Origin of the sequence: Spirosoma aureum (assembly GCF_011604685.1) — a bacterium.
Taxonomy (GTDB): domain Bacteria; phylum Bacteroidota; class Bacteroidia; order Cytophagales; family Spirosomataceae; genus Spirosoma; species Spirosoma aureum.
Map to the genome: position 1 here is coordinate 2,943,160 of NZ_CP050063.1, position 19,542 is coordinate 2,962,701.

The following is a 19,542-nucleotide window of genomic DNA, read 5'->3' on the forward strand; positions in this document are numbered from 1 at the left end:
TTGATTGCAAAAATAATTAATTGAGGGAGTGGCCCCTGGTCGCTCCAGCAGCCTACATCATAGGCAGGAAGATGCTGAACGTAGCGCCATTTCCTTCCTGGCTTTTTGCCGTAATATGCCCACCATGAATATCAACTACCTTTTTACAAATCGCTAAACCCATGCCTGTTCCGGCATATTGCATCCGTCCATGGAGCCGTTGAAAAATAGTGAAAATGCGATCCAGATACCGTTCGTCAAATCCAATACCATTGTCGGAAACAGTCAGTACGGCAAAACGACGACCTGCCTGCGACACATCCGACTGGGATAGAGCAGCAGGTAGCTCAGATTCGGTGGCTACGTAACCACCAATACTAACTCGGGGAGGTATCGGGCCGCCAGTCGGAGTGCTATTCTGAAACTTAAGTGCATTACTTAATAAATTCTGGAATAATTGCCGAAGCAGAGAGGCATCACCCCAAACGGCTGGCAAGATATTGATCGTCAACTGGGCTTTTCGATCATAAATTGTTAGTTCAAGATCGTCGGCCACCGATGCAACCAGATGATTGAGATCTACTAAGCCAAACGTAGTTGAATTGCCCGACAACCGGGAGAAAGTCAGTAAATCCTGTACCAATGATCGCATGCGCCCGGCCGATGTCTGCATTCGCCGGATCAGATCAGCTGCTGATTCGCTCAATTCATGGGCGAACTGATCATTCAGTACATCGCCAAAAGAAACAATCTTACGTAAAGGCTCCTGCAAATCGTGCGAAGCTACGTAGGCAAATTGCTCCAGGTTATGATTAGAACGGTGGAGTTCCTGAACAGTAACCTCCAGTTGCTGGTGCATCTGTTTGGCCGTCGTAATATCCTGCACGGTAGCCACAAATCCATCGTTGAGGTGATTCAGCGTAACGTCGAACCATCGCCCCAATGCTGGCACAAATTCTTCAATCCGAATCGTTTCGTCCGTGTTAAGCATTTGCCGCAATCGATCCATGCGCTGGGGTTTAAGCGGATAGATATTGGTTAATAACAGGCCCGTAAAGCGCATATCAGCCTGCCCGACAAGTTCGTCAAATTGCCGATTGGTGAGTGTAATCTTAAAATTAATGATTGCCTGTTGAGCATTACGAACTGCTTCAAACACCACAATGGCGTTAGGCGATGAATTCAGAACGCCATTGAGCAGCGTAGTTTGCCGGGCCAATCGACGGGCAGTCTGGTGTAAATCACTCGTTTCGGTATAGGAAAGCAATAGACCATCCCGACCAAATGGAGCAGCTGATTGAACTACCCAGACCTCCCGATCGTCAATCTTGTAATTCTGTTCGATGCGGTGCGCTTCGCCTGTTTCGATCACCTTGAGGTAGGTTTGCCAGAGTTTTGTTTCGCGGACGGATGGAAAAAAATCCGTCAATAGCCGTCCTATAATAGCTGTTTTTTCGCTCTGGCTACCAGGAAAGGTGTCTTTCAGCGCAGTCTGGTTCGCAAATTGATACTGAAAATTAATGATTGGCCCATCAGGAGCGGAACCTTCACGGACGGCTATCAAACCAACTAATCCATTAATTGAATGAGCCAGTACCTGTTGCCAGAGGAATGCCTGCTCTTCGGTGGATAGTACAAATCCGGGAGGAGCTGCATTAAAAGAAGATAGGTGATTCATGAAGGTTACGGTATAGTTAAGGATAGATACGCATCTATAGAACTTCAGGATTTATGAGTTTGGTATAAAAAAAACAATAAAATTGGGAGAAATGCGTACTAGTTGGTCTAAAAAAAATGCCCTGGCACTCTTCGTGAGCGTTTTGGGCATTGTGTTGATAATGAATGCGTTGTTACTTGACTCCAATCGCCCTATTTAGCAGAAATACCGTTAAATAAATGAATGGAAATTGCCAATAACCAAGTTTCTGTCGAGCCATGCGTTGACGCATAATGATTGTATATCATTGACAGTATTTGGGCAGGGAGCAAACGGATCAGGACCCTGGTGTCAATTTTTTACCTTCATTCAGTTCAAACAAATAGCCATCAAGGTCAGAAAAGTAAACCTGAACCACGCCATCGAAACGCACCTGTTTGTGAAAGGGTATGTTCTGGGCTTTCAGGTATTGTTCGGCCTTGCTAATGTCCGCGACAAATAACGCAAAATGGCTTCCGTTCTTGTCGTGTGTAATTTGTTCCGTTCGCCCGTCCATGAGGTGAATCTGCTGACCATCACCTAAATCGAACCAGGCACGGATCGCTTTCAGATTATCAGGAACAGGAATTGGTTTTAAGCCCATAACATCGCGATAAAAGAGGGCACTCTTCGCGACATCTTTTACGTGAATAGCCAGGTGATTGTGCCGGATGATCCCAAGTTTATCCTGGCCGAAAAGTGTACCGGATGTGAAGCCAATACATACCAATAGAAATAAAATAAGTCGCTTTTTCATAGTCCACGAAAGTAATCAATGAATTAAAACGACTTGGGTAGTTTGACTATTTTTTTGATCAATTGTGAGTATATAACGTCCGGAAGGAAGGCCGCGTAAATTAACTGTTCGGGAATAATCGCCAGCACCGGGAATTGACTCGGTTATGGTTCGCAGCCTCTGCCCGAGCATACTCGTCAGCGTTAATGTGACAGGTCCGGCCGACTGTGCTGAAAAATCAACGGTCAAGGTTTCTACTGTTGGATTTGGGTATACGCGTATAGGACCCGACACGGGTTCGTTAATCGCCGTTATGGGGGCCAGAACAACGGGTTCGACTGTTTTCAGAATTAAATTGGCCGGGTCTATCAACACGCCCGTTACCGCCCCGCGCGTAGGTAAGGTAAAGGTCTGATCGGCTTGATCGTTTAACACTGTTACGGTTGTATCGCCTGAGGCCGATTGCACCCGTATTTGAACCGGCATTGTAAACGAAGCAGGGTTAGTGGCAACCGTATTGCGTTGTTCAAGCCGTAGTTGTATAGTACGCGACCCGTTTATGATCGAAGCTGTGGCGCGGTAGGTTGGATACCCTTCGCCGTAAATCCACTGCTGGAAGAAATAGCCTAATTTTTGACCGGAAACCTGTTCTGCAACGGCCTGAAAATCGTCTGTTACGGCCGATTTGTAGGCAACGGTCGGTGAGGCTGCGTATGCACGAAGAATCTTGAAAAATGTCTCATCACCCACAACACCCCGGAGCATATGCAGTACAGTTGCTCCTTTTGCATAAGTGCGGTTACCATCGAAAATATTGCCGAAGTTGGTAATATTCTGGACGTATATGGAGCCACGGGCGTTACGGGCGCGATTCATGAAATTAGTGATGGCCGTTTGGTATCCCGTCATTCCCGTTGTCGACTCGGCATAGATTGTTTCGGCATAAGAGGCAAATCCTTCATTAAGCCATATATTCTGCCAGTCGCGGCAGGTGATCTTGTCGCCAAACCATTGGTGGGCCAACTCATGAGCGATAACATTCGGCGTTAACGCCCGCTCTTCCATCGATGAAATTGTTTGATGCTCCATCCCACCTGTATTCAGGCCAATCTGCGCATGGCCATATTTTTCGCGCAAAAATGGATATGGTCCAAAACGATCGGTAAATAACTGAATCATGGCGGGTGTCTGATCCAGAGCGGCTTTAACCTTCGGTAAGGTTTCCGGATAAATGTAGTGGGTAATTGGCAAGGGAGGCCCACCAGTTGGGAGCGTTGCCGGGGTGTCATAACGCTCGTAGTTTGTCAGCGCAATGGAGATCAGGTATTGGGCAATTGGGTAGCTGTTTCGCCAGCGATAGGTTCGGGTGCCATCAGGGTTGTCGGTGGTGCCGATCAGGATTCCATTGGAAACGGATACAAATCGGGCGGGTGCTGTAATGCTGACCGCTGATGAATCGGCTTTGTCGCCGGGAGTGTCTTTGCAGGGGAACCAGTCCGGTGCACCGTAGGGCTCACTCAAACTCCAGATTACCGGATCGGTAGTCGATTCGTGTTTGCTGAATACAAAAGTGCCCAAGTCACGGCTATTGGGAATGCCCTGATAGTAGACGGTTAACGTCAGCGCCTGCCCAGTAGTCAATGGTTGCGAAGGAGTAATGGTTAGTTGATTTTGCGCATGCTGATAGGTGAGTTTCTGATTACCGGCTTTTACGGAATCAACGCGCAACCCCTGTCCTGTTGGCGTCGTAGTTGAGTTCAGATCCAGAAAGAAACTACGGATTGAGCTTGTACTTCTGAGCGTAATCGTGGCAACCCCCTTCAGGTAATTTGGCGTGTGAGTCAGAGAAAGATCAAGGCCATAATAGGTAACGTCGATGGTCGGATCGCCAGCAAAGGCAATACGCGCTTTAGGATTCGTGGCTAATCGATCATAATAGCCAACTTTGCCTGTCCGACAGGCTACTCCGCCGTCATCAAGTGTGTCGGTCTGTGCCTGAGTAAGATGCGAAAGTAGAAGAAAAAAAATAGAGACTAAACGCATAATAGAACTGCACCTATTGAGGTACTATACCCGAAAACGCTGAAACGAATGGAAAGTTATTGGCCTGATGATAGTTGTTTTTGCTCCTTTATTTTTTCTTCTGCCCGTTCCTTCAAGACATCGAGTTGTCGCTGTTCAGCCTCGGGGAGCTGAAGTTGCCAGCCCATCGAACTGGCGAGCTGATACATCATGTACTGAATCTGATTGTTGGCAATTTTAGGCAGATCGCTCTGTAAGGCCCGATCATTCATTGCCTGCTTGGCTTCATCCAGAATCTGCGTATAATCAGCTCCGCTAAAGTGGTTAAGGATTCCTGCCTGAATGTCATAGAATTTGTAGTCGGTATCTATGGACAGCACTTCTGGCTCCGGAAACGATTCGATGATTAATTTCTTATCGCCAGTGTCGGAAGCCCGAAACCGGACTTTAGCAAAATCAAAGCCAACCAGAACCTTTGACTTTGCAATGACCATTGCCTTTTTGGGGTCATTGAGCAAATAAAGAATTTTCTTTTGATCCTGATAATTATAAATTTCCGAGAAGTACCCTTCGGCCATGACGACCTTGAATACTTTCTCGATGCGTTCCAGTAGGAGGGTTGATTCATGGCGGACGTCTGTGACACCTGAACGATTACGCAGAAAATTCGCGAAAGCAACACCTCCGCCTGCGCCGACAATGAGAAGAAGTACGGTGGTTAAGAAATCCATTGGGTTAAAATCAAGTTATCGTTTGACGACTTACACTTCCGGGTGTCACTCGCTGATTGGCAAAAAGCAGGAAATAACCTGCTTATACGCTGGCAAAGAAACGGATTTTGCGTGGGTTTGTTGAAAACAAAAAGGGGCCAGCAATGACCCCCTTTCGTATCTATAAATTTTATCGACTGACGACTACTTCGCGTAGGCCACCGCCCGCATCTCCCGGATAACCGTCACTTTGATCTGGCCAGGGTATTGCATTTCCTTTTCGATCTTCTGCGAAATTTCGTAGGATAACACACCTGCCCGCTCATCTGAAACGTGATCGGCATCGACCATAATGCGTAGTTCGCGACCAGCCTGAATCGCATAACATTTCGTTACACCTGGGAAGTTGCCTGCCAGTTCTTCCAGTTCTTTGAGCCGTTTGATGTACGATTCCATCATTTCACGACGGGCACCCGGCCGTGAGCCCGAAACGGCATCACAAACCTGAACGATGGGCGAGATCATACTCGTCATCTCGATTTCATCGTGGTGGGCACCAATGGCATTGATTACTTCGGGATTCTCTTTGTATTTCTTGGCTAACTCCATGCCCAGAATGGCATGGGGCAGTTCGGCTTCTTCGGGCCAAACTTTGCCAATGTCATGAAGGAGGCCGGCACGTTTAGCCAGCTTGGCATTCAGCCCTAATTCAGCCGCCATGGTGGCGCAGAGTTTAGCTACTTCGCGAGAGTGCTGGAGCAGGTTCTGGCCGTAGCTGGACCGGAATCGCATCCGCCCAACCATCTTGATCAGCTCGGGATGAAGGCCGTGAATGCCGAGATCAATAACGGTTCGCTCACCGATCTCCACGATTTCATCTTCAATATTTTTACGGGTTTTGGCAACTATTTCTTCAATGCGAGCCGGGTGAATGCGGCCGTCCTGCACGAGTCGGTGTAGTGATAATCGGGCAATTTCGCGCCGAACCGGATCGAAACCGGAAATAATGATGGCTTCGGGCGTATCATCGACAATGATTTCGACGCCGGTTGCTGCTTCCAGGGCTCGAATATTACGACCTTCCCGGCCAATGACCTTCCCTTTTACATCGTCGGATTCGATGTTGAAAACCGAAACGCAGTTTTCGATGGCATGTTCGGTAGCTGTCCGCTGGATGGTTTCGATAACCACCTTTTTGGCTTCTTTGGTAGCCGTTAGTTTGGCTTCCTCAACAATATTTTTGATGTACGATGACGCCCTGGTTTCAGCTTCGGCCTTTAGCGTATCAACAAGTTGTTCACGGGCCTGATCGGCGGAGAGGCCAGCTATTTTTTCGAGTTGCGCAACCTGATCGGCCAGCATACGGTCGGCCTCCTGTTGACGACGATCAACATCTTCTTTCCGTCGGTTAAGCGCATCGATTTGCTGCGATAGGCTATTTTTCTGTTGCGCAAGTTCGTTCCGTTGCTGGTTTAATTCGTTTTCACGGTTTCGCTGCTGGTCGGCCTGTTGGCTAAGTTGCTGCTCGCGCTGCTTGAGTTTTGTTTCGTTCTGAAGAAGTAGATTTCGTTTCTGATTGGTTGTCTCTTCAAATTCGGCTTTCAGCTTAAGGTATTTTTCTTTCGCTTCCAGCATCCGATCTTTTTTAATTGTTTCGGCCTGTAATTCTGCATTTTTCAATATAGAAGCTGCTTTTTCTTCAGCTTCCTGTTCGCGTTTGGCATGAGCGCCCGCCATCATCCGGCGACCGATCACTAGCCCGATTCCGCCACCCGCAAGGGCGGCAAAGACGGCTAACCAAAGTGGGATATCCATTGTACTTATATCGTTTGGGGTGAACAAATAAACCATTCAACCTGCCGCGATACGAGTGCCCAGTATATGACCCGGAGCATTGTGGGGTGGGTGACCCGCCGTTTTTTATGTTGTTATGGCCGGCGTGACGACCTGATCTAACTGAGTTATTTTGTCAAACACCATTTGTTGTAATCGTTGCACCTGTCGTTCTCCTCTGAGCTTGGTAATCAGGCAATCGAAGGCTATTCGCGCTAAAGCATCCTGCGTATCGCTGATGCCCAGATCCCGATATTGCTTCAGTTCATCCTGAAGCAGTTTGGCGGCCTCGCGCACGATTGCTTCCGACTCCGATTCTACAAACAGTTTGTAATATCGGTCGGCAATTTTTACGCGAATAGACAGTTCTTCCATCGCTGCGGTCGGCTCAGAATAGGCTTAAGCCTGGAGCCAATTTGGGTTTATGACAAACTACTCAAGTGAGCTATACACCGTTCTAATTCCCGGATATACTCGTCGAGTTGTTTTTTTAATTCGGCATTCGTATCTGTCTCTGACAGATTGGTACTTACAATAATACCAAAGTCTTTTGACTTTAGTACCTTTTTCTCTGAATTATCTAATTTTTTCTGTAACTCTTTTGTTTGGGTTTGTTGTTCCTTCAGGCGATTATTCAGGTCGTTATTCTGACTTTCCAATTGCCTGATACGCCTTTTGGCATCATCATATACATCTTTTAGCAACCCGATCTTGCGTTCGAGTTGCTCTACCAATGCCACGATTTGATGCTCACTAACCACGGTTTATTTGAGTGATTACGTAAATGAGTGATTGATCAATTGACTAGTGTACTCTCCCAAAATGCAATTTCGCTCGCACTTATTTTCGCATTATTTACGAATTACGGCGCCCAGATCCCGCTCAAAACCAGTCATGAGCCGCTGCATGGTTTTTTCGATAACTGCATCAGTCAGTGTCTGGGTCGGGTCTTGCAGCGTAAAGCTAACAGAGTATGATTTTTTACCCGCGCCCAGGCTTTCTCCCTCATATACATCAAAGGCATTTATCGAACGTAACAATTTGCGTTCCGTTTGATGAGCCAATCGGCTGATCTGTTCGAATGTAACTGCCTTGTCGAGCACCAGTGATAAATCGCGCCGGACTTCCGGAAAACGGGGTACTTCTGCGTAACGGGCTTTAGTATTAGCCAGCTTCAGCAAGGCACTCCAGTCGAAATCGGCGTAAAAAACGGGTTGTTTCAAGTCAACCAGTTTGGTTAATTTTGGCTGAACCAGTCCCAAGCTTACCAGCGGTTTCTTATTAACCAGATAAGTCAAGCCATACTGGAATATAGCAGGGTCAGCAGGCTGTGTATCAACCGATTTTATTCGAAATAGATTCAACACCCGCTGGGCTGCTGTTGCTATATCATGGTAAACTACTGCCTGGCCTTTTTGCAGCCAGCTTTCGGCTTCCTGATTACCAGCCAATGCCAGGCTGAGCCGCATCCGCTCGTTGTATCTACTGGTTCCATCGTCGTTCTGGATCTTGTGGTAAACCTTGCCAAACTCAAATGTCTTCAGATCTTTCTGCCTGCGGTTCAGGTTATAGACCAGCGTTTCGAGTGATGAGAACAACATTGTCTGCCGCATAACCGATAATTCCTCGCTCAGTGGATTCAGTAACGTGACGTCCTCACCAGGCAGCGTAGACCGGATTGCATCATTATAAGCTGGCCGGGTAAGCGAGAGGGTCAGAATTTCGTAGAAGCCATTAGCCGCCAGAAGCTGGCCCACACGGCTTTGCCACTGATTGGGGTCGGTTTTAGGAAACTCAGATAGCGAGTCGGCAGAAAGCGTGACCGATAAAGGCACGTTGTCTAACCCGTAGATCCGCAATATTTCTTCAATAACGTCGGCTTCACGCGTAACGTCTACTCGATAAGGAGGAACAACAGCGATGAAACTGTCGGCACTCATTTCGTCAGCCTGAATATCGAGCGCGTTCAGGATACGGTGAATCTCTGTCCGGTCAATCGCTATGCCAATCAGCCGATCGATATTCCGGTAGCGTACCAGCACCCGGAACGGTTCTATAGGGTCTGGATACAGATCGGTTATTTCAGAACTCACCACACCACCTGCCACTTCCTGAATCAGCAAAGCAGCACGTTTCAGTGCGAATACGGGTATGTTAGGGTCGGTACCTCGCTCGAATCGGAAGGAGGCATCGGTTTTAAGGCCATGATGTTGGGCCGTTTTTCGAACAGATGTCGGGGAAAAATAAGCCGACTCCAGAAAGATGCTTGTCGTCTCGGCAGTTACCCCTGAATTTTGACCACCGAAAACACCCGCAATGCACATCGGTTTTTCTTCATCACAGATCATGAGATCGGTAGCGCTGAGTTTGCGCTCGATGCCATCGAGGGTTACAAAGGGCGTCCCTTCCGGCAACGTTTTAACGATGACCTGAGCACCTGCAATCTTGCCTGTGTCGAAAGCGTGGAGCGGTTGCCCAAGGTCATGACAGACAAAGTTGGTCACATCCACCACGTTGTTGATCGGATTGAGCCCAATGCTGATCAATCGTTTCTTCAACCAGTCTGGCGACTCTCCAACAGTCAGCCCGGTAATGGTTAATCCTGCATAACGCGGGCAGGCCGCAAGGTCTTCTACACGTACGTCGAGCGTAAGATCACGATTATTCACTGCAAAATCGGCCACTGATGGCATGTTCAGTGGTCGGTTCAGGGCAGCTTTCAGATCGCGGGCAGTGCCGAAGTGCGAAGCGGCATCGATGCGGTTCGGAGTCAGACCGATCGCAATCTGATAGTCGGCTTCGAGATTGAAATAGCGGGCGGCTGGTGTTCCATTGGGTATTTGAGCCGCTGGCCCGCTCGTGTCCAGCACGATAATGCCCGCATGAGAAACCCCTAATCCGATTTCATCTTCGGCGCAAATCATCCCTTCGGAGGCAGCCCCACGAATTTTGGCTTTCTTGATTTGGAATGGCTCTCCCGATGCTGGATGCAATGTTGCTCCCACAAGAGCTACCACCACTTTCTGCCCAGCCGCAACGTTGGGTGCTCCGCAAACAATAGAAAGTGGTTGTTCGGCACCGACATCCACTGTTGTCAGACTCAGTTTATCGGCGTCGGGGTGGGGAGTGCAGGTCAGCACTTCGCCAATGACGACGCCTTCCAGCCCACCAGGTATAGCCTCAACTTTCTCGACTCCTTCAACTTCAAGGCCAGTTCCGGTCAGTATTTTGCCTACTTCTTCGGGTGACTCGGGTAAATTAATATACTCTTGCAACCATTTATAGGAAATCTCCATACGATGCCAATGCGATAAATATCGCAAAGGTAAGGAGAAATAGGAACAAGGGGAGTGGAGTAGAAAGAACTATTTGCCCAGCTTTATTACTCCCGTCTTGTCTGTTCAATGATAGCGTTCTCCCGCTTTTACGGCTATAGGAAGTTTATTTTCGGCAGGAGGCAATGGACAGGCAAAAGTAGGATTGTAGGCACAGTAGGGATTATAGGCCGAATTAAAGTCTAATAATGCCTGTGAATCTGTTAGTTGGGCCGGGGCAATCTCCAGATAACGGCCTCCACCATAAGTTTCAGTACCGGAGGTCGCATCGCGGAAGAGTATCGAATACGTATTTTGGACTCTTACAATAAGTAGCCTGCATGTTTCGCCATTAAGAGTGAAAACTGCATGGGCAAATTTATCATAAACTTCCTCAGAGCCATCACTCATTCGAACAACGAGCTTCTGCGTTTTGTCGGCGAAAGGCTCAAGTTTAGCGATTACTCTAAAGTTCAGATCAGATGGAAAATAGGAGAGACCTTTGAAATTCGCTTTATCTGTAATTGGTGAGTCAGTACCGCTTTTGAAAAGCTGATCCTTTTTTTGACGTTCCTGCTGTAGTTGTCGATTGTATTCTTCAGGTTGAACAGACGCATTCAGCCCTTCTGATGAACCCGATTGATTGCCATCGAAAAAGCTGAAATACAGAACGAGCAGAACAAGAAATGAAAGGCCAATTAATAAATATTTGTTCGTCAACATAATTGCAAACGTGCGAAATTTTATTTATAATGTGCTAAAATCATATAAATAAATCGCGCAAGACTGCACTTTCTTTGTGTTAAAGTGACTATCATTACAAATGATGATTTTTACTTAATTTAGTTTTTAATCCTACTTTAATATCTTTGGGTAATTTAGAGCCCTCCAGATTGCTTATTTTCACATTAGTCAATGGCTAAACTCTACGAGCTAAAAACATTTGTTTCTGATAACGGAAACCTGACTGTCTTCGAAAACGTGATTCCGGGGACAATCCAGCGGGTTTTCTATATATATGGAGCTGGGCAGAATCCACGTGCCGGTCATCGTCACGTGCGTGCGTGGAATGCGCTTATTTGTCTGAATGGAAGTTGCCGTGTATACAATCATAACGGAAAGGTAGAAAATACTTATTATCTGGATGATCCGCGGCAGTGCCTTGTTCTGGAGCCTGAAGACTGGCATATCATGGATGAATTTTCGGACGATGCGATTCTGCTCGTTGTTTCGAATGAGCTTTACGATAAAGACGACTATATCCACGAACCCTACCCGAACAGCCGACGTACTGATGAGTCGGTACTAGCCGATTCAGAATGATTCCTTTTCTGGACTTAAAGCGTATTAATCAACCCCATCTGGAGCAGATACGTGAAGCCAACGAGCGAGTATTGTATTCGGGCTGGTATATTCTGGGGCAGGAAGTTGAGCGCTTTGAACGCCAGTTTGCTGATTTTTGCGGAACTCGTCACTGCATTGGCGTTGCCAACGGGCTTGACGCACTCACGCTGGTACTGAAAGCGTGGGACTTCCCGGCCAATAGTGAAGTAATCGTACCTTCCAATGCCTATATCGCATCCGTCCTCAGCGTTACACTGGCTAACCTGATACCTGTCTGGGTCGAACCTGATCCGAATACCTATCTCCTTGACCCAGCCTGTATTGAAGCGGCTATAACCGACCGCACCAGAGCGATTCTCCCTGTTCATTTATACGGTCGCTGCTGTGATATGGGGCCGATTCGTGAGGTAGCCGAAAAATATGGCCTGACTATTCTGGAAGATGCTGCTCAGGCCCACGGTGCAACTTATAACGGAAAACAGGCAGGAAACCTTGGAGATGCTGCCGGTTGGAGTTTTTATCCCAGCAAAAACCTGGGTGCTTTAGGTGATGCCGGGGCCATTACCACAAACGACGATGTTCTGGCTGACCGGATCAGGGCGTTGCGGAATTATGGATCATCGCAGAAATACGTCAATAATTTTATCGGACACAACAGCCGCCTGGATGAACTACAAGCCGCTATTTTGTCGGCAAAATTACCATCGCTGATGCTGGAAAATAAGCGACGCAGAACATTGGCAAAACTGTATCTGACGGGTATTGCCAATCCTGAAGTGCTATTGCCACCGGCCGATCAACTTGAAGAGGATGTTTGGCATTTGTTTGTGATCAGATACCCTCGGCGCGATATACTGCGCACATTTCTGCTTGAACGAGGTATTGGTACGGATGTTCATTACCCCATTCCACCTCACAGGCAACATGCTTACAAACAGTATGCTCACTGCTCGCTGCCAATCTCGGAGCAACTGCATGGTGAAGTACTCAGTTTGCCACTCAATCCATCGCTGACAGACGAAGAGGTGATTTATATAATTGACACGATAAATCAATTTAGCGACTGATGATATGGAGCTAAGCGTCGTTATACCAGTCTACAATAGCGAGCGGACAATTGGGCCACTGGTAGAACGGTTGCAGTCCTGTATAACGCAGCATTCGTTTGAGGTGGTATTAGTGAACGATGGTAGTGCCGATGATTCAGAAGCCGTTTGTTTACAAGTTGCCGATAAGTATACCAACGTTCGCTTTATTTCATTACGCAGAAATTTCGGTGAGTTTAACGCCGTCATGTGTGGACTAAACCATGCAAAAGGCCAGTATGTCGTTATTATTGACGACGATTTTCAGAACCCTCCCGAAGCGATACTGACCCTGCTCACGAAAGCAACAGTCGGTAACTATGACGTGGTTTACAGTTATTATGCCCAAAAGCAACATCACTGGTTCCGAAACGCAGGTAGTTGGCTGGTTAACACGTTAACAACATATTCGCTGGATAAACCGCGTGATTTGTATCTGTCCAGTTTCAAACTTATTCGTCGTGAAGTTGTCGAAGAGATTATTAAATACAAAGGACCATACCCCTATATTGACGGCTTGATTTTTCGGGTTACAGCGAACATTGGCCGGGTCGAAGTACCTCATCATAGCCGTACGGAAGGTCGCTCAAACTATACGATCAGGAAACTGGTCGCTCTGTTTTTGACTGTATTTATTGGGTATTCGCTCTGGCCAATTCGTGTCTTCACGATGATTGGTGTTGTTTTGTTCGGCTTCGGGTTAATAATGGGTACCGGGTTGTGGATAGGCTATATAACTGATCTCATAAATCCTGCGGGATGGATTATTGTCTGTTGGGCAATTGGAACCGCCAGCGGGTTACAGCTCCTCTTTTTAGGCATAATAGGCGAATATCTGGGTAAACTGTTTATGGCCTATAGCGGGCTTCCTACCTATGTAGAAAAGAAACAATCAAATCGACATTCAGCTGACGAGTTACAATGATTGAGCACAGAGGAGAATATGAAAAAATGTTTCGGCTGGAAGGGCAGTTATGGTGGTATCGTATTCTGCATGAGCGCGTAGCTGCTACAATCAAAAACTACTTCGGTGAGCGTCGGGATATTCAGATTCTAGATGCGGGTTGTGGAACCGGTGGGTTACTGGACTTTTTGCGAAAACTCAGCTACAAAAATCTCAATGGTATCGATGGATCGACGGATGCCGTAGCGTTCTGTCATGAACGCGGCTTACCCGTTGTATTAGTCAATCTGAATGAACTGGCTGCCTTTAGACCGGATGAACGCTACGATGTCATTGTCTGCAACGATGTCTTTTGCTATTTCGAGGATGACGATTTGCTCAATTTAGTAAAAGCGCTGGCTCATCGACTTAAACCCGATGGGCTGCTGATCAGTAACAACAACGCCTTCAATGTATTTCGGGGGGAGCACGATCTGGCTGTAGGAAGTGGCCGAAGGTTTGTTCAGTCCGATTTTAATCAGCTGATGCCAGATGCTGGATTACGCATCAGAAAAGCAACGTATTGGAGTTTTATTTTGTCACCGCTCATCCTGGCGATCCGGCAGTGGCAAAGCTGGCAGCTTCGATCTGGCTGGATAAAGCCCGAAAATGTCCAGTCGGATGTATATTTGCCCGGCGCATGGCTTAACGAAACGCTTTATGCGATTGTCAGCGCCGAAGCAAAAATCCTTCCCCGAACCCCATTTGGAAGTTCGCTGTTTATAGTCTCGAAGCCAGTTTAAACTGATTGTGGTAGTTTGCAGGATGTGATAATCCCCAAATTGGTTAGCTGGTGGAGCTACGTAATTAACGATTAGAAATGTTTACTGGAATCATAGAAACCACTGGCCTGGTGGCAGGTATCGAAGCTGAGGGCACTAATTTGACCTTTCGTATTGAATCGTCGCTGGCTGCTGAATTGAAAATTGATCAAAGTGTCAGCCATAATGGCGTCTGCCTGACTGTTACGAGCGTTGCCGATGGAAGCTATACGGTAACGGCCGTTGACGAAACCCTGAAAAAAACCAATCTGGGTCAGCTTCAGATTGGCGAACGGGTCAATCTGGAGCGATGCATGCCTGCCAATGGTCGGTTTGATGGCCATATCGTTCAGGGTCATGTCGACCAAACGGGAATCTGCACCAATGTGCAGGATCTGGATGGGAGCTGGCTGTTTGATTTTCAGTACGACCCCAATCTGGCGGGCAATGTAACAGTTGAAAAAGGATCGATTTGTATCAATGGAGTCAGTCTAACCGTTTTCAATTCACATGACGACGGTTTTCGGGTAACAATTATACCCTACACGTATGAACACACGAGTTTTCGGGATCTGAAATCCGGAGATATTGTTAATCTGGAATTTGACGTTGTAGGGAAGTATATTAAAAAAATGCTGGTAGGCTATCGGTAAGCGTTTTCAGATTCTGCTACTTTTGTGGCCATTGGTAACTAATCAAATAAGAGGATACATAAATAGTAGTAGATTTCTTGTGACTTCATTTACCATCCATCGTTTACTATTTATCCCTAATTACGCAATTTATCACCTGAATGGCTAAAATCAGCACACGCTCCCTTCCTGACCTGCTGATTCAGATTGGCATCATCCTGGCTCTGGTAGCCGTTTTATTTCTGGGTTTCTTTTTTGTGTATTTGCCATTTACAACCAATCATGGCCAAACGATTACCGTTCCGGATGTTTCCAAGTTGAGTTTTGACGAGATGAAAAATATCCTGAACGACCGTAATCTTCGCTATGAAGTCAGTGATTGTACATTTGTGGCGGGTGCGCAGCCACTGACAGTCTTTCAGCAGTATCCGCGGGCCAATTCAAAAGTGAAAGAAGGTCGTAAAATCTACCTTACGCTTATTAAGCGCGTTCCACCGATGGTATCGATGCCTAATCTGGTCGATATGATCGACCGTAGCGCAGCCCGAACCTTAGAATCGCTCGGATTGGTTGAGGGCGAGCGGACCTATGTGCCGGATGTCGCCAAGAATTCAGTACTCCGCCAGCTCTATAATGGCAAGGAAATTGTGCCCGGTACTCCTGTGCCAAAGGGTGCCCGAATTGATCTTGAAGTTGGCGATGGGCTAGGGAATACGATGTTTGAGGTTCCTAACGTTGTAGGATTGCAACTTGATGAGGCCGAAGCGGCTATTCGTGGCTCGAACCTGAAAGTTGGCACGAAAATTTCCGTAGAAGATCCTGAAAAGGAAGTTGGTACGGTTGTTCGGCAACGGCCCGAAGCCCGATCGGGCGAGCGAATCCGTGTTGGCGAAACAATGGATTTGTGGGTTGTAGGGCCGATTGAACCAAATCAGGAATAACCCGTTTCGGGAACCGATTATACATGGATATTGCGCTACCTGTTATTCCGCATCGATACATTCGTCGGGTGTTTTTATGCGGTTTTCTTCTTTTGGCTTGTTTGTTGTCAGCGTCGATTGGCTTGGCCCAAACCCCGTTGAACTTACCTTTCTTCGATGATTTCTCGAAACCATCCGGTGCAACAGGAGAGCAGCCGAATACAGCGCTCTGGATGCCGGGCAGTGGCGTTTACATTAACAATACGATGGGTATTAATCAGCCCACCGTCAACATAGCCACCTTTGATGGATTACGGGCCAATGGGTTACCCTATATTCAGACTAATCAGCTCGCTCAGGATTATACCGATACGCTCACATCCCAGCCTATTAATCTGGGCGCTATGACTGCCAGTAGTGGCGTTTATCTTAGTTTCTTTTATCAGATTAAAGGCTTGGGCGAGCAGCCCGATGGAGGCAGTATATCCATTTTGCCAAGGAAGAGTGTTGTTCCCGGTGATACGACTACGAAATTTGATACCATCGTGAATCAGCCGGCCGATTCGCTATTGCTTCAGTTTCTGGGAAAAGACAATGTATGGCGAAATGTATGGGCAATTGCGGGTGATACAACCAACAATAATTTTATTCAGACATTTGTACCAGTTACTAATCCAATCTATTTCCACCCCGGCTTTGCTTTTCGGTTTCGCTCGTTTGGGCGGGCATCCGGTCCATTCGATACCTGGCACATCGATTATGTGTACCTGAATAAAGGTCGTTCACCAAACGATAAATTTGTGCTGGATGCGGCTATGCGACAGGCACTGAGCCCGTTTCTAAAACGATACACAGCTATGCCGCTGGCCCAATATCTGGTTAAGCCGGATGCTGAAACGGCCGATACCATTACGACCGATGTCAGGAACCTGAACAATGTACTGAACAACCTGAAATACAATTTCATCGTTCGTGATGAGGTGTCGGGTCGGGTGTTGCAGGCCGATACACTAGAAGCTACAAACCGATTTCTGATTGGAGAGTCAGCTTTACTGCGTAAAACTGTCCGACCGATTTCAGCCAGGAGCCTTAGTGGAGCCACCCGTGCTGTTTTGCGGTATGAGTATAGCATAAAAACGTCAGATGAGCAGAATCCAACTATTCCAGGCAGTGTACTGAAGCAGAATGATACCATTTCAACCAGGGCGGTACTCGATAATTACTATGCTTATGACGATGGAACCTGGGAGTATGGCCTGCAGCTTGGACCACGCGAACGGGTTGCTGTGCGCTTTATCCTGAACAAACCCGATACAATGGCTGGCGTTCAGGCCTGTATTGTGCCGTTCCGGACCAATCAGACTGGTCAGCCTTTTGTGATTACTGTGTATGGTAATACTGGCCGAAGCAACAATGGAAAGGTTGATGGACAACCAGGCCCAGTCCTCTATCAAAAAGCCTTCACCATGCAGTATCCACCCTCGCGCAATGGTTTTATAAACTTTCAGTTTGACAGAGGTATTGCCGTTAAAGATACATTCTATATTGGTTATCAGCAGATAAGTACGATTGATACAACATTTCTGCGATTGGGTTTTGACAAAAACAGTCCCTTCGGTTCGCAGATTTTCTATAATGGAGGAAGTCTCTGGGAACAGAACTTAGCGAATGCGACTAGCCCCAATAATGCAGGCGTAAATTTGCTCGGTGCGTTTATGCTTCGTCCGGTAATGGGCGGTAAAGGAACGGGCCTTGTAACCGCTATTGACGAACCTAGACCACAGATTCCACTACAGGCCTACCCTAATCCAACAACAGGACTCATTCATTGGGACAGTCAACGAGTAAATCGATTGGACGTAATCAATCTGACTGGCCGAATCCTGCATTCAGTCGAACCAAGTCGGGGGCAGCAAACGTTAGATCTGAGTCATCTGCCCGATGGTTTGTATCTGCTTCGATTCGTTGAGAGCGATCGGTCAGCTATTCAAAAAGTAATTATTCAACACTAAACAGGCATGTTGTTTAGTGTTGCACTTTTCCGGGGCATAAACCCAAACAGAACATTTTATTGCTTAAGATAAACATGGATATTACAGTACAGGAATTGAAAGAACGGCTTGAAAAAGGCGAAAAATTGAATCTTATCGACGTCCGGGAACCAAACGAATACGAAGCCGATAACATTGGCGCACAGCTTATTCCATTAGGTGATTTGCCGTATCAACTTGACGAGCTCGACGGCCTTCAGGATGAAGAAGTAATTGTTCATTGCCGGTCGGGTAAGCGTAGCGCGATGGCTCAGCAAATTCTGGAACAGAATGGTTTCAACAATGTTCGCAATGTTATTGGCGGCATGCTGGCCTACCGGGCACAATAAATAATCGACAGTAGGCAGTCTTCAGTGAGCAGTAAGCAATGAGCAAACGGCCTACTGTAGACCGCCTACTGCCAACTCAAAAATCGCTTTGTCATCTTCAGGGCCGAACCAGTGATAGTCGCCCTGATTATGAAACCAGGTGAGTTGCCGTTTGGCATAACGCCGGGAGTTGCGTTTGAGTAAACGCACCATCTCGTCGTAATCATAATCACCATCCAGATAAGGAAAAATTTCCTGGTAGCCCACCGTTTGGAGCGCAGACAAATGCCGATAGGGAAGGAGTGATTGAGCTTCATCAACTAATCCGGCATTGAGCATGGCATCCATTCGGGCATCGATGCGGTCGTAAAGTTCTTCGCGCGGCCGATCGAGGGCAATAAACATCGATTGGAAAGGGCGATTAGCCTTGCGTTGTTGTCGAAACGATGAATAGGGTTTTCCCGTTGATAAACAGACCTCCAGCGCACGCAATACTCGGGCGGGGTTTTGCATATCGGCAGTTTCTACATAGGTAGGATCTAGTCGACGTAATTCATTCTGAAGCACTTCTAACCCTTCTGTTTGCCACCTGATTCGTAATTGCTGACGTAGGTTCGGGTCTACGGGAGGCATATCATCCAGGCCAAAAGATGCGGCATTGATGTAAAGACCGGTTCCGCCCGATAAAATTATAATGTCTTTTTTCTGAAAGAGTTCATCTAATAAAGCCAGGCATTCGCGCTCATAACGGCCCGCATTTACGGCGTCGGTTATCGAATGGGAATCGATAAAATAATGCCGGACACCCTGCATTTCATCAGGCCTGGGCTTGGCTGTACCGATGTTCAATTCACGATATAGCTGCCGTGAGTCAGCAGAAACGACGTCGGTATGGAGTGACCGGGCGAGCCGGACGCAGAGAGCCGTTTTACCTACAGCTGTAGGCCCGGCTACGATGAGCAATGTCTTCAACTACTATAAATACAAAATACCAGAAAAGACAAAAGTAGTAGCTTTTAAGCGTAAGGGCTCTATAGGCATCTCGTTGTATTGCATCGATATGGCTGTCAGGCATTTACTTTCTAATCCGTTCATTCCTGACTGGCTAAGTAAATTATTTCCGACTGATGGTTAAGAAGAATTGTGAAAAATATTGTATTAATTACGGGTATTTAATCACTTAACTTCTATGGTTAATTATACTTATT

18 protein-coding genes are annotated in these 19,542 nt (G+C 47.0%); 8 read left to right on the plus strand and 10 right to left on the minus strand.

Features of this window, described 5'->3' with window-relative positions; all coding sequences use genetic code 11:
* Positions 1-52: 52 nt before the first annotated feature.
* From G8759_RS11620 to G8759_RS11660, 9 genes are all read right to left on the minus strand, one after another.
* Positions 53-1,657, minus strand: coding sequence for a sensor histidine kinase (locus G8759_RS11620; RefSeq protein WP_167208092.1), 1,605 nt, complete (start codon positions 1,655-1,657; stop codon positions 53-55).
* Between the two features lie 316 nt (positions 1,658-1,973).
* Positions 1,974-2,432, minus strand: coding sequence for a VOC family protein (locus G8759_RS11625; protein ID WP_167208094.1), 459 nt, complete (start codon positions 2,430-2,432; stop codon positions 1,974-1,976).
* A 15-nt stretch (positions 2,433-2,447) separates the two neighbouring features.
* Positions 2,448-4,454, minus strand: coding sequence for a M1 family aminopeptidase (locus tag G8759_RS11630; RefSeq protein WP_167208096.1), 2,007 nt, complete (start codon positions 4,452-4,454; stop codon positions 2,448-2,450).
* A 56-nt stretch (positions 4,455-4,510) separates the two neighbouring features.
* Positions 4,511-5,164 carry a DUF4230 domain-containing protein gene (locus tag G8759_RS11635; RefSeq protein ID WP_167208098.1) on the minus strand — a complete coding sequence of 218 codons (654 nt, stop codon included), beginning with the start codon at positions 5,162-5,164 and terminating at the stop codon, positions 4,511-4,513.
* A gap of 183 nt (positions 5,165-5,347) precedes the next feature.
* Entirely contained in the window at positions 5,348-6,958 is a 1,611-nt protein-coding gene (gene rny / locus G8759_RS11640) for a ribonuclease Y (protein ID WP_167208100.1), read from the minus strand.
* A 105-nt stretch (positions 6,959-7,063) separates the two neighbouring features.
* On the minus strand, positions 7,064-7,351 hold the full coding sequence (locus G8759_RS11645; protein WP_162386350.1) for a cell division protein ZapA: 288 nt from the start codon (positions 7,349-7,351) through the stop codon (positions 7,064-7,066).
* A gap of 47 nt (positions 7,352-7,398) precedes the next feature.
* Positions 7,399-7,737 (minus strand): coiled-coil domain-containing protein, encoded by a 339-nt coding sequence (locus G8759_RS11650; RefSeq protein ID WP_167208102.1) that lies wholly within the window; start codon positions 7,735-7,737, stop codon positions 7,399-7,401.
* A 90-nt stretch (positions 7,738-7,827) separates the two neighbouring features.
* The gene (gene pheT / locus G8759_RS11655) at positions 7,828-10,272 is read right to left on the minus strand and encodes a phenylalanine--tRNA ligase subunit beta (protein WP_167208105.1); all 2,445 of its coding nucleotides are present in this window, start codon (positions 10,270-10,272) and stop codon (positions 7,828-7,830) included.
* 105 nt (positions 10,273-10,377) lie between these two features.
* A complete protein-coding gene (locus tag G8759_RS11660) occupies positions 10,378-11,013 on the minus strand; it encodes a DUF1684 domain-containing protein (protein ID WP_167208107.1) in 636 nt (211 codons plus the stop codon).
* Between the two features lie 192 nt (positions 11,014-11,205).
* On the opposite strand from G8759_RS11660, the gene G8759_RS11665 reads away from it, so the two are divergent.
* The 8 genes from G8759_RS11665 to G8759_RS11700 all read left to right on the plus strand — a co-directional run bounded on the left by G8759_RS11665 (position 11,206) and on the right by G8759_RS11700 (position 18,355).
* The gene (locus G8759_RS11665) at positions 11,206-11,613 is read left to right on the plus strand and encodes a sugar 3,4-ketoisomerase (RefSeq protein WP_167208109.1); all 408 of its coding nucleotides are present in this window, start codon (positions 11,206-11,208) and stop codon (positions 11,611-11,613) included.
* Positions 11,610-12,701 carry a DegT/DnrJ/EryC1/StrS family aminotransferase gene (locus G8759_RS11670; RefSeq protein WP_167208111.1) on the plus strand — a complete coding sequence of 364 codons (1,092 nt, stop codon included), beginning with the start codon at positions 11,610-11,612 and terminating at the stop codon, positions 12,699-12,701. The genes G8759_RS11665 and G8759_RS11670 overlap by 4 nt, the downstream gene beginning before the upstream one ends.
* Positions 12,702-12,705: 4 nt before the next feature.
* Positions 12,706-13,644 carry a glycosyltransferase family 2 protein gene (locus G8759_RS11675; protein WP_167208113.1) on the plus strand — a complete coding sequence of 313 codons (939 nt, stop codon included), beginning with the start codon at positions 12,706-12,708 and terminating at the stop codon, positions 13,642-13,644.
* On the plus strand, positions 13,641-14,405 hold the full coding sequence (locus G8759_RS11680) for a class I SAM-dependent DNA methyltransferase (protein ID WP_167208115.1): 765 nt from the start codon (positions 13,641-13,643) through the stop codon (positions 14,403-14,405). Before G8759_RS11675 ends, G8759_RS11680 begins: the two co-directional genes overlap by 4 nt.
* 77 nt (positions 14,406-14,482) lie before the next feature.
* Positions 14,483-15,076, plus strand: coding sequence for a riboflavin synthase (locus tag G8759_RS11685; protein WP_167208117.1), 594 nt, complete (start codon positions 14,483-14,485; stop codon positions 15,074-15,076).
* 140 nt (positions 15,077-15,216) lie between these two features.
* Positions 15,217-15,996, plus strand: coding sequence for a PASTA domain-containing protein (locus G8759_RS11690; RefSeq protein ID WP_162386341.1), 780 nt, complete (start codon positions 15,217-15,219; stop codon positions 15,994-15,996).
* A 23-nt stretch (positions 15,997-16,019) separates the two neighbouring features.
* Positions 16,020-17,987 (plus strand): T9SS type A sorting domain-containing protein, encoded by a 1,968-nt coding sequence (locus G8759_RS11695; RefSeq protein WP_167208119.1) that lies wholly within the window; start codon positions 16,020-16,022, stop codon positions 17,985-17,987.
* 74 nt (positions 17,988-18,061) lie between these two features.
* Positions 18,062-18,355: a rhodanese-like domain-containing protein gene (locus G8759_RS11700; protein ID WP_162386339.1), complete on the plus strand. Its 294-nt coding sequence runs from the start codon at positions 18,062-18,064 to the stop codon at positions 18,353-18,355.
* Between the two features lie 51 nt (positions 18,356-18,406).
* Here the strand turns inward: G8759_RS11700 and miaA are convergent, their stop codons facing one another.
* Positions 18,407-19,306: a tRNA (adenosine(37)-N6)-dimethylallyltransferase MiaA gene (gene miaA, locus G8759_RS11705; RefSeq protein ID WP_167208121.1), complete on the minus strand. Its 900-nt coding sequence runs from the start codon at positions 19,304-19,306 to the stop codon at positions 18,407-18,409.
* Between the last annotated feature and the right edge of the window lie 236 nt (positions 19,307-19,542).

Coding starts and splice junctions, on each gene's coding strand:
- G8759_RS11620 (WP_167208092.1), bottom strand. CDS start 1,657: ATGAATCACCTATCTTCTTTTAATGCAGCTCCTCCCGGATTTGTACTA.
- G8759_RS11625 (WP_167208094.1), bottom strand. CDS start 2,432: ATGAAAAAGCGACTTATTTTATTTCTATTGGTATGTATTGGCTTCACA.
- G8759_RS11630 (WP_167208096.1), bottom strand. CDS start 4,454: ATGCGTTTAGTCTCTATTTTTTTTCTTCTACTTTCGCATCTTACTCAG.
- G8759_RS11635 (WP_167208098.1), bottom strand. CDS start 5,164: ATGGATTTCTTAACCACCGTACTTCTTCTCATTGTCGGCGCAGGCGGA.
- rny (WP_167208100.1), bottom strand. CDS start 6,958: ATGGATATCCCACTTTGGTTAGCCGTCTTTGCCGCCCTTGCGGGTGGC.
- G8759_RS11645 (WP_162386350.1), bottom strand. CDS start 7,351: ATGGAAGAACTGTCTATTCGCGTAAAAATTGCCGACCGATATTACAAA.
- pheT (WP_167208105.1), bottom strand. CDS start 10,272: ATGGAGATTTCCTATAAATGGTTGCAAGAGTATATTAATTTACCCGAG.
- G8759_RS11660 (WP_167208107.1), bottom strand. CDS start 11,013: ATGTTGACGAACAAATATTTATTAATTGGCCTTTCATTTCTTGTTCTG.
- G8759_RS11665 (WP_167208109.1), top strand. CDS start 11,206: ATGGCTAAACTCTACGAGCTAAAAACATTTGTTTCTGATAACGGAAAC.
- G8759_RS11670 (WP_167208111.1), top strand. CDS start 11,610: ATGATTCCTTTTCTGGACTTAAAGCGTATTAATCAACCCCATCTGGAG.
- G8759_RS11675 (WP_167208113.1), top strand. CDS start 12,706: ATGGAGCTAAGCGTCGTTATACCAGTCTACAATAGCGAGCGGACAATT.
- G8759_RS11680 (WP_167208115.1), top strand. CDS start 13,641: ATGATTGAGCACAGAGGAGAATATGAAAAAATGTTTCGGCTGGAAGGG.
- G8759_RS11685 (WP_167208117.1), top strand. CDS start 14,483: ATGTTTACTGGAATCATAGAAACCACTGGCCTGGTGGCAGGTATCGAA.
- G8759_RS11690 (WP_162386341.1), top strand. CDS start 15,217: ATGGCTAAAATCAGCACACGCTCCCTTCCTGACCTGCTGATTCAGATT.
- G8759_RS11695 (WP_167208119.1), top strand. CDS start 16,020: ATGGATATTGCGCTACCTGTTATTCCGCATCGATACATTCGTCGGGTG.
- G8759_RS11700 (WP_162386339.1), top strand. CDS start 18,062: ATGGATATTACAGTACAGGAATTGAAAGAACGGCTTGAAAAAGGCGAA.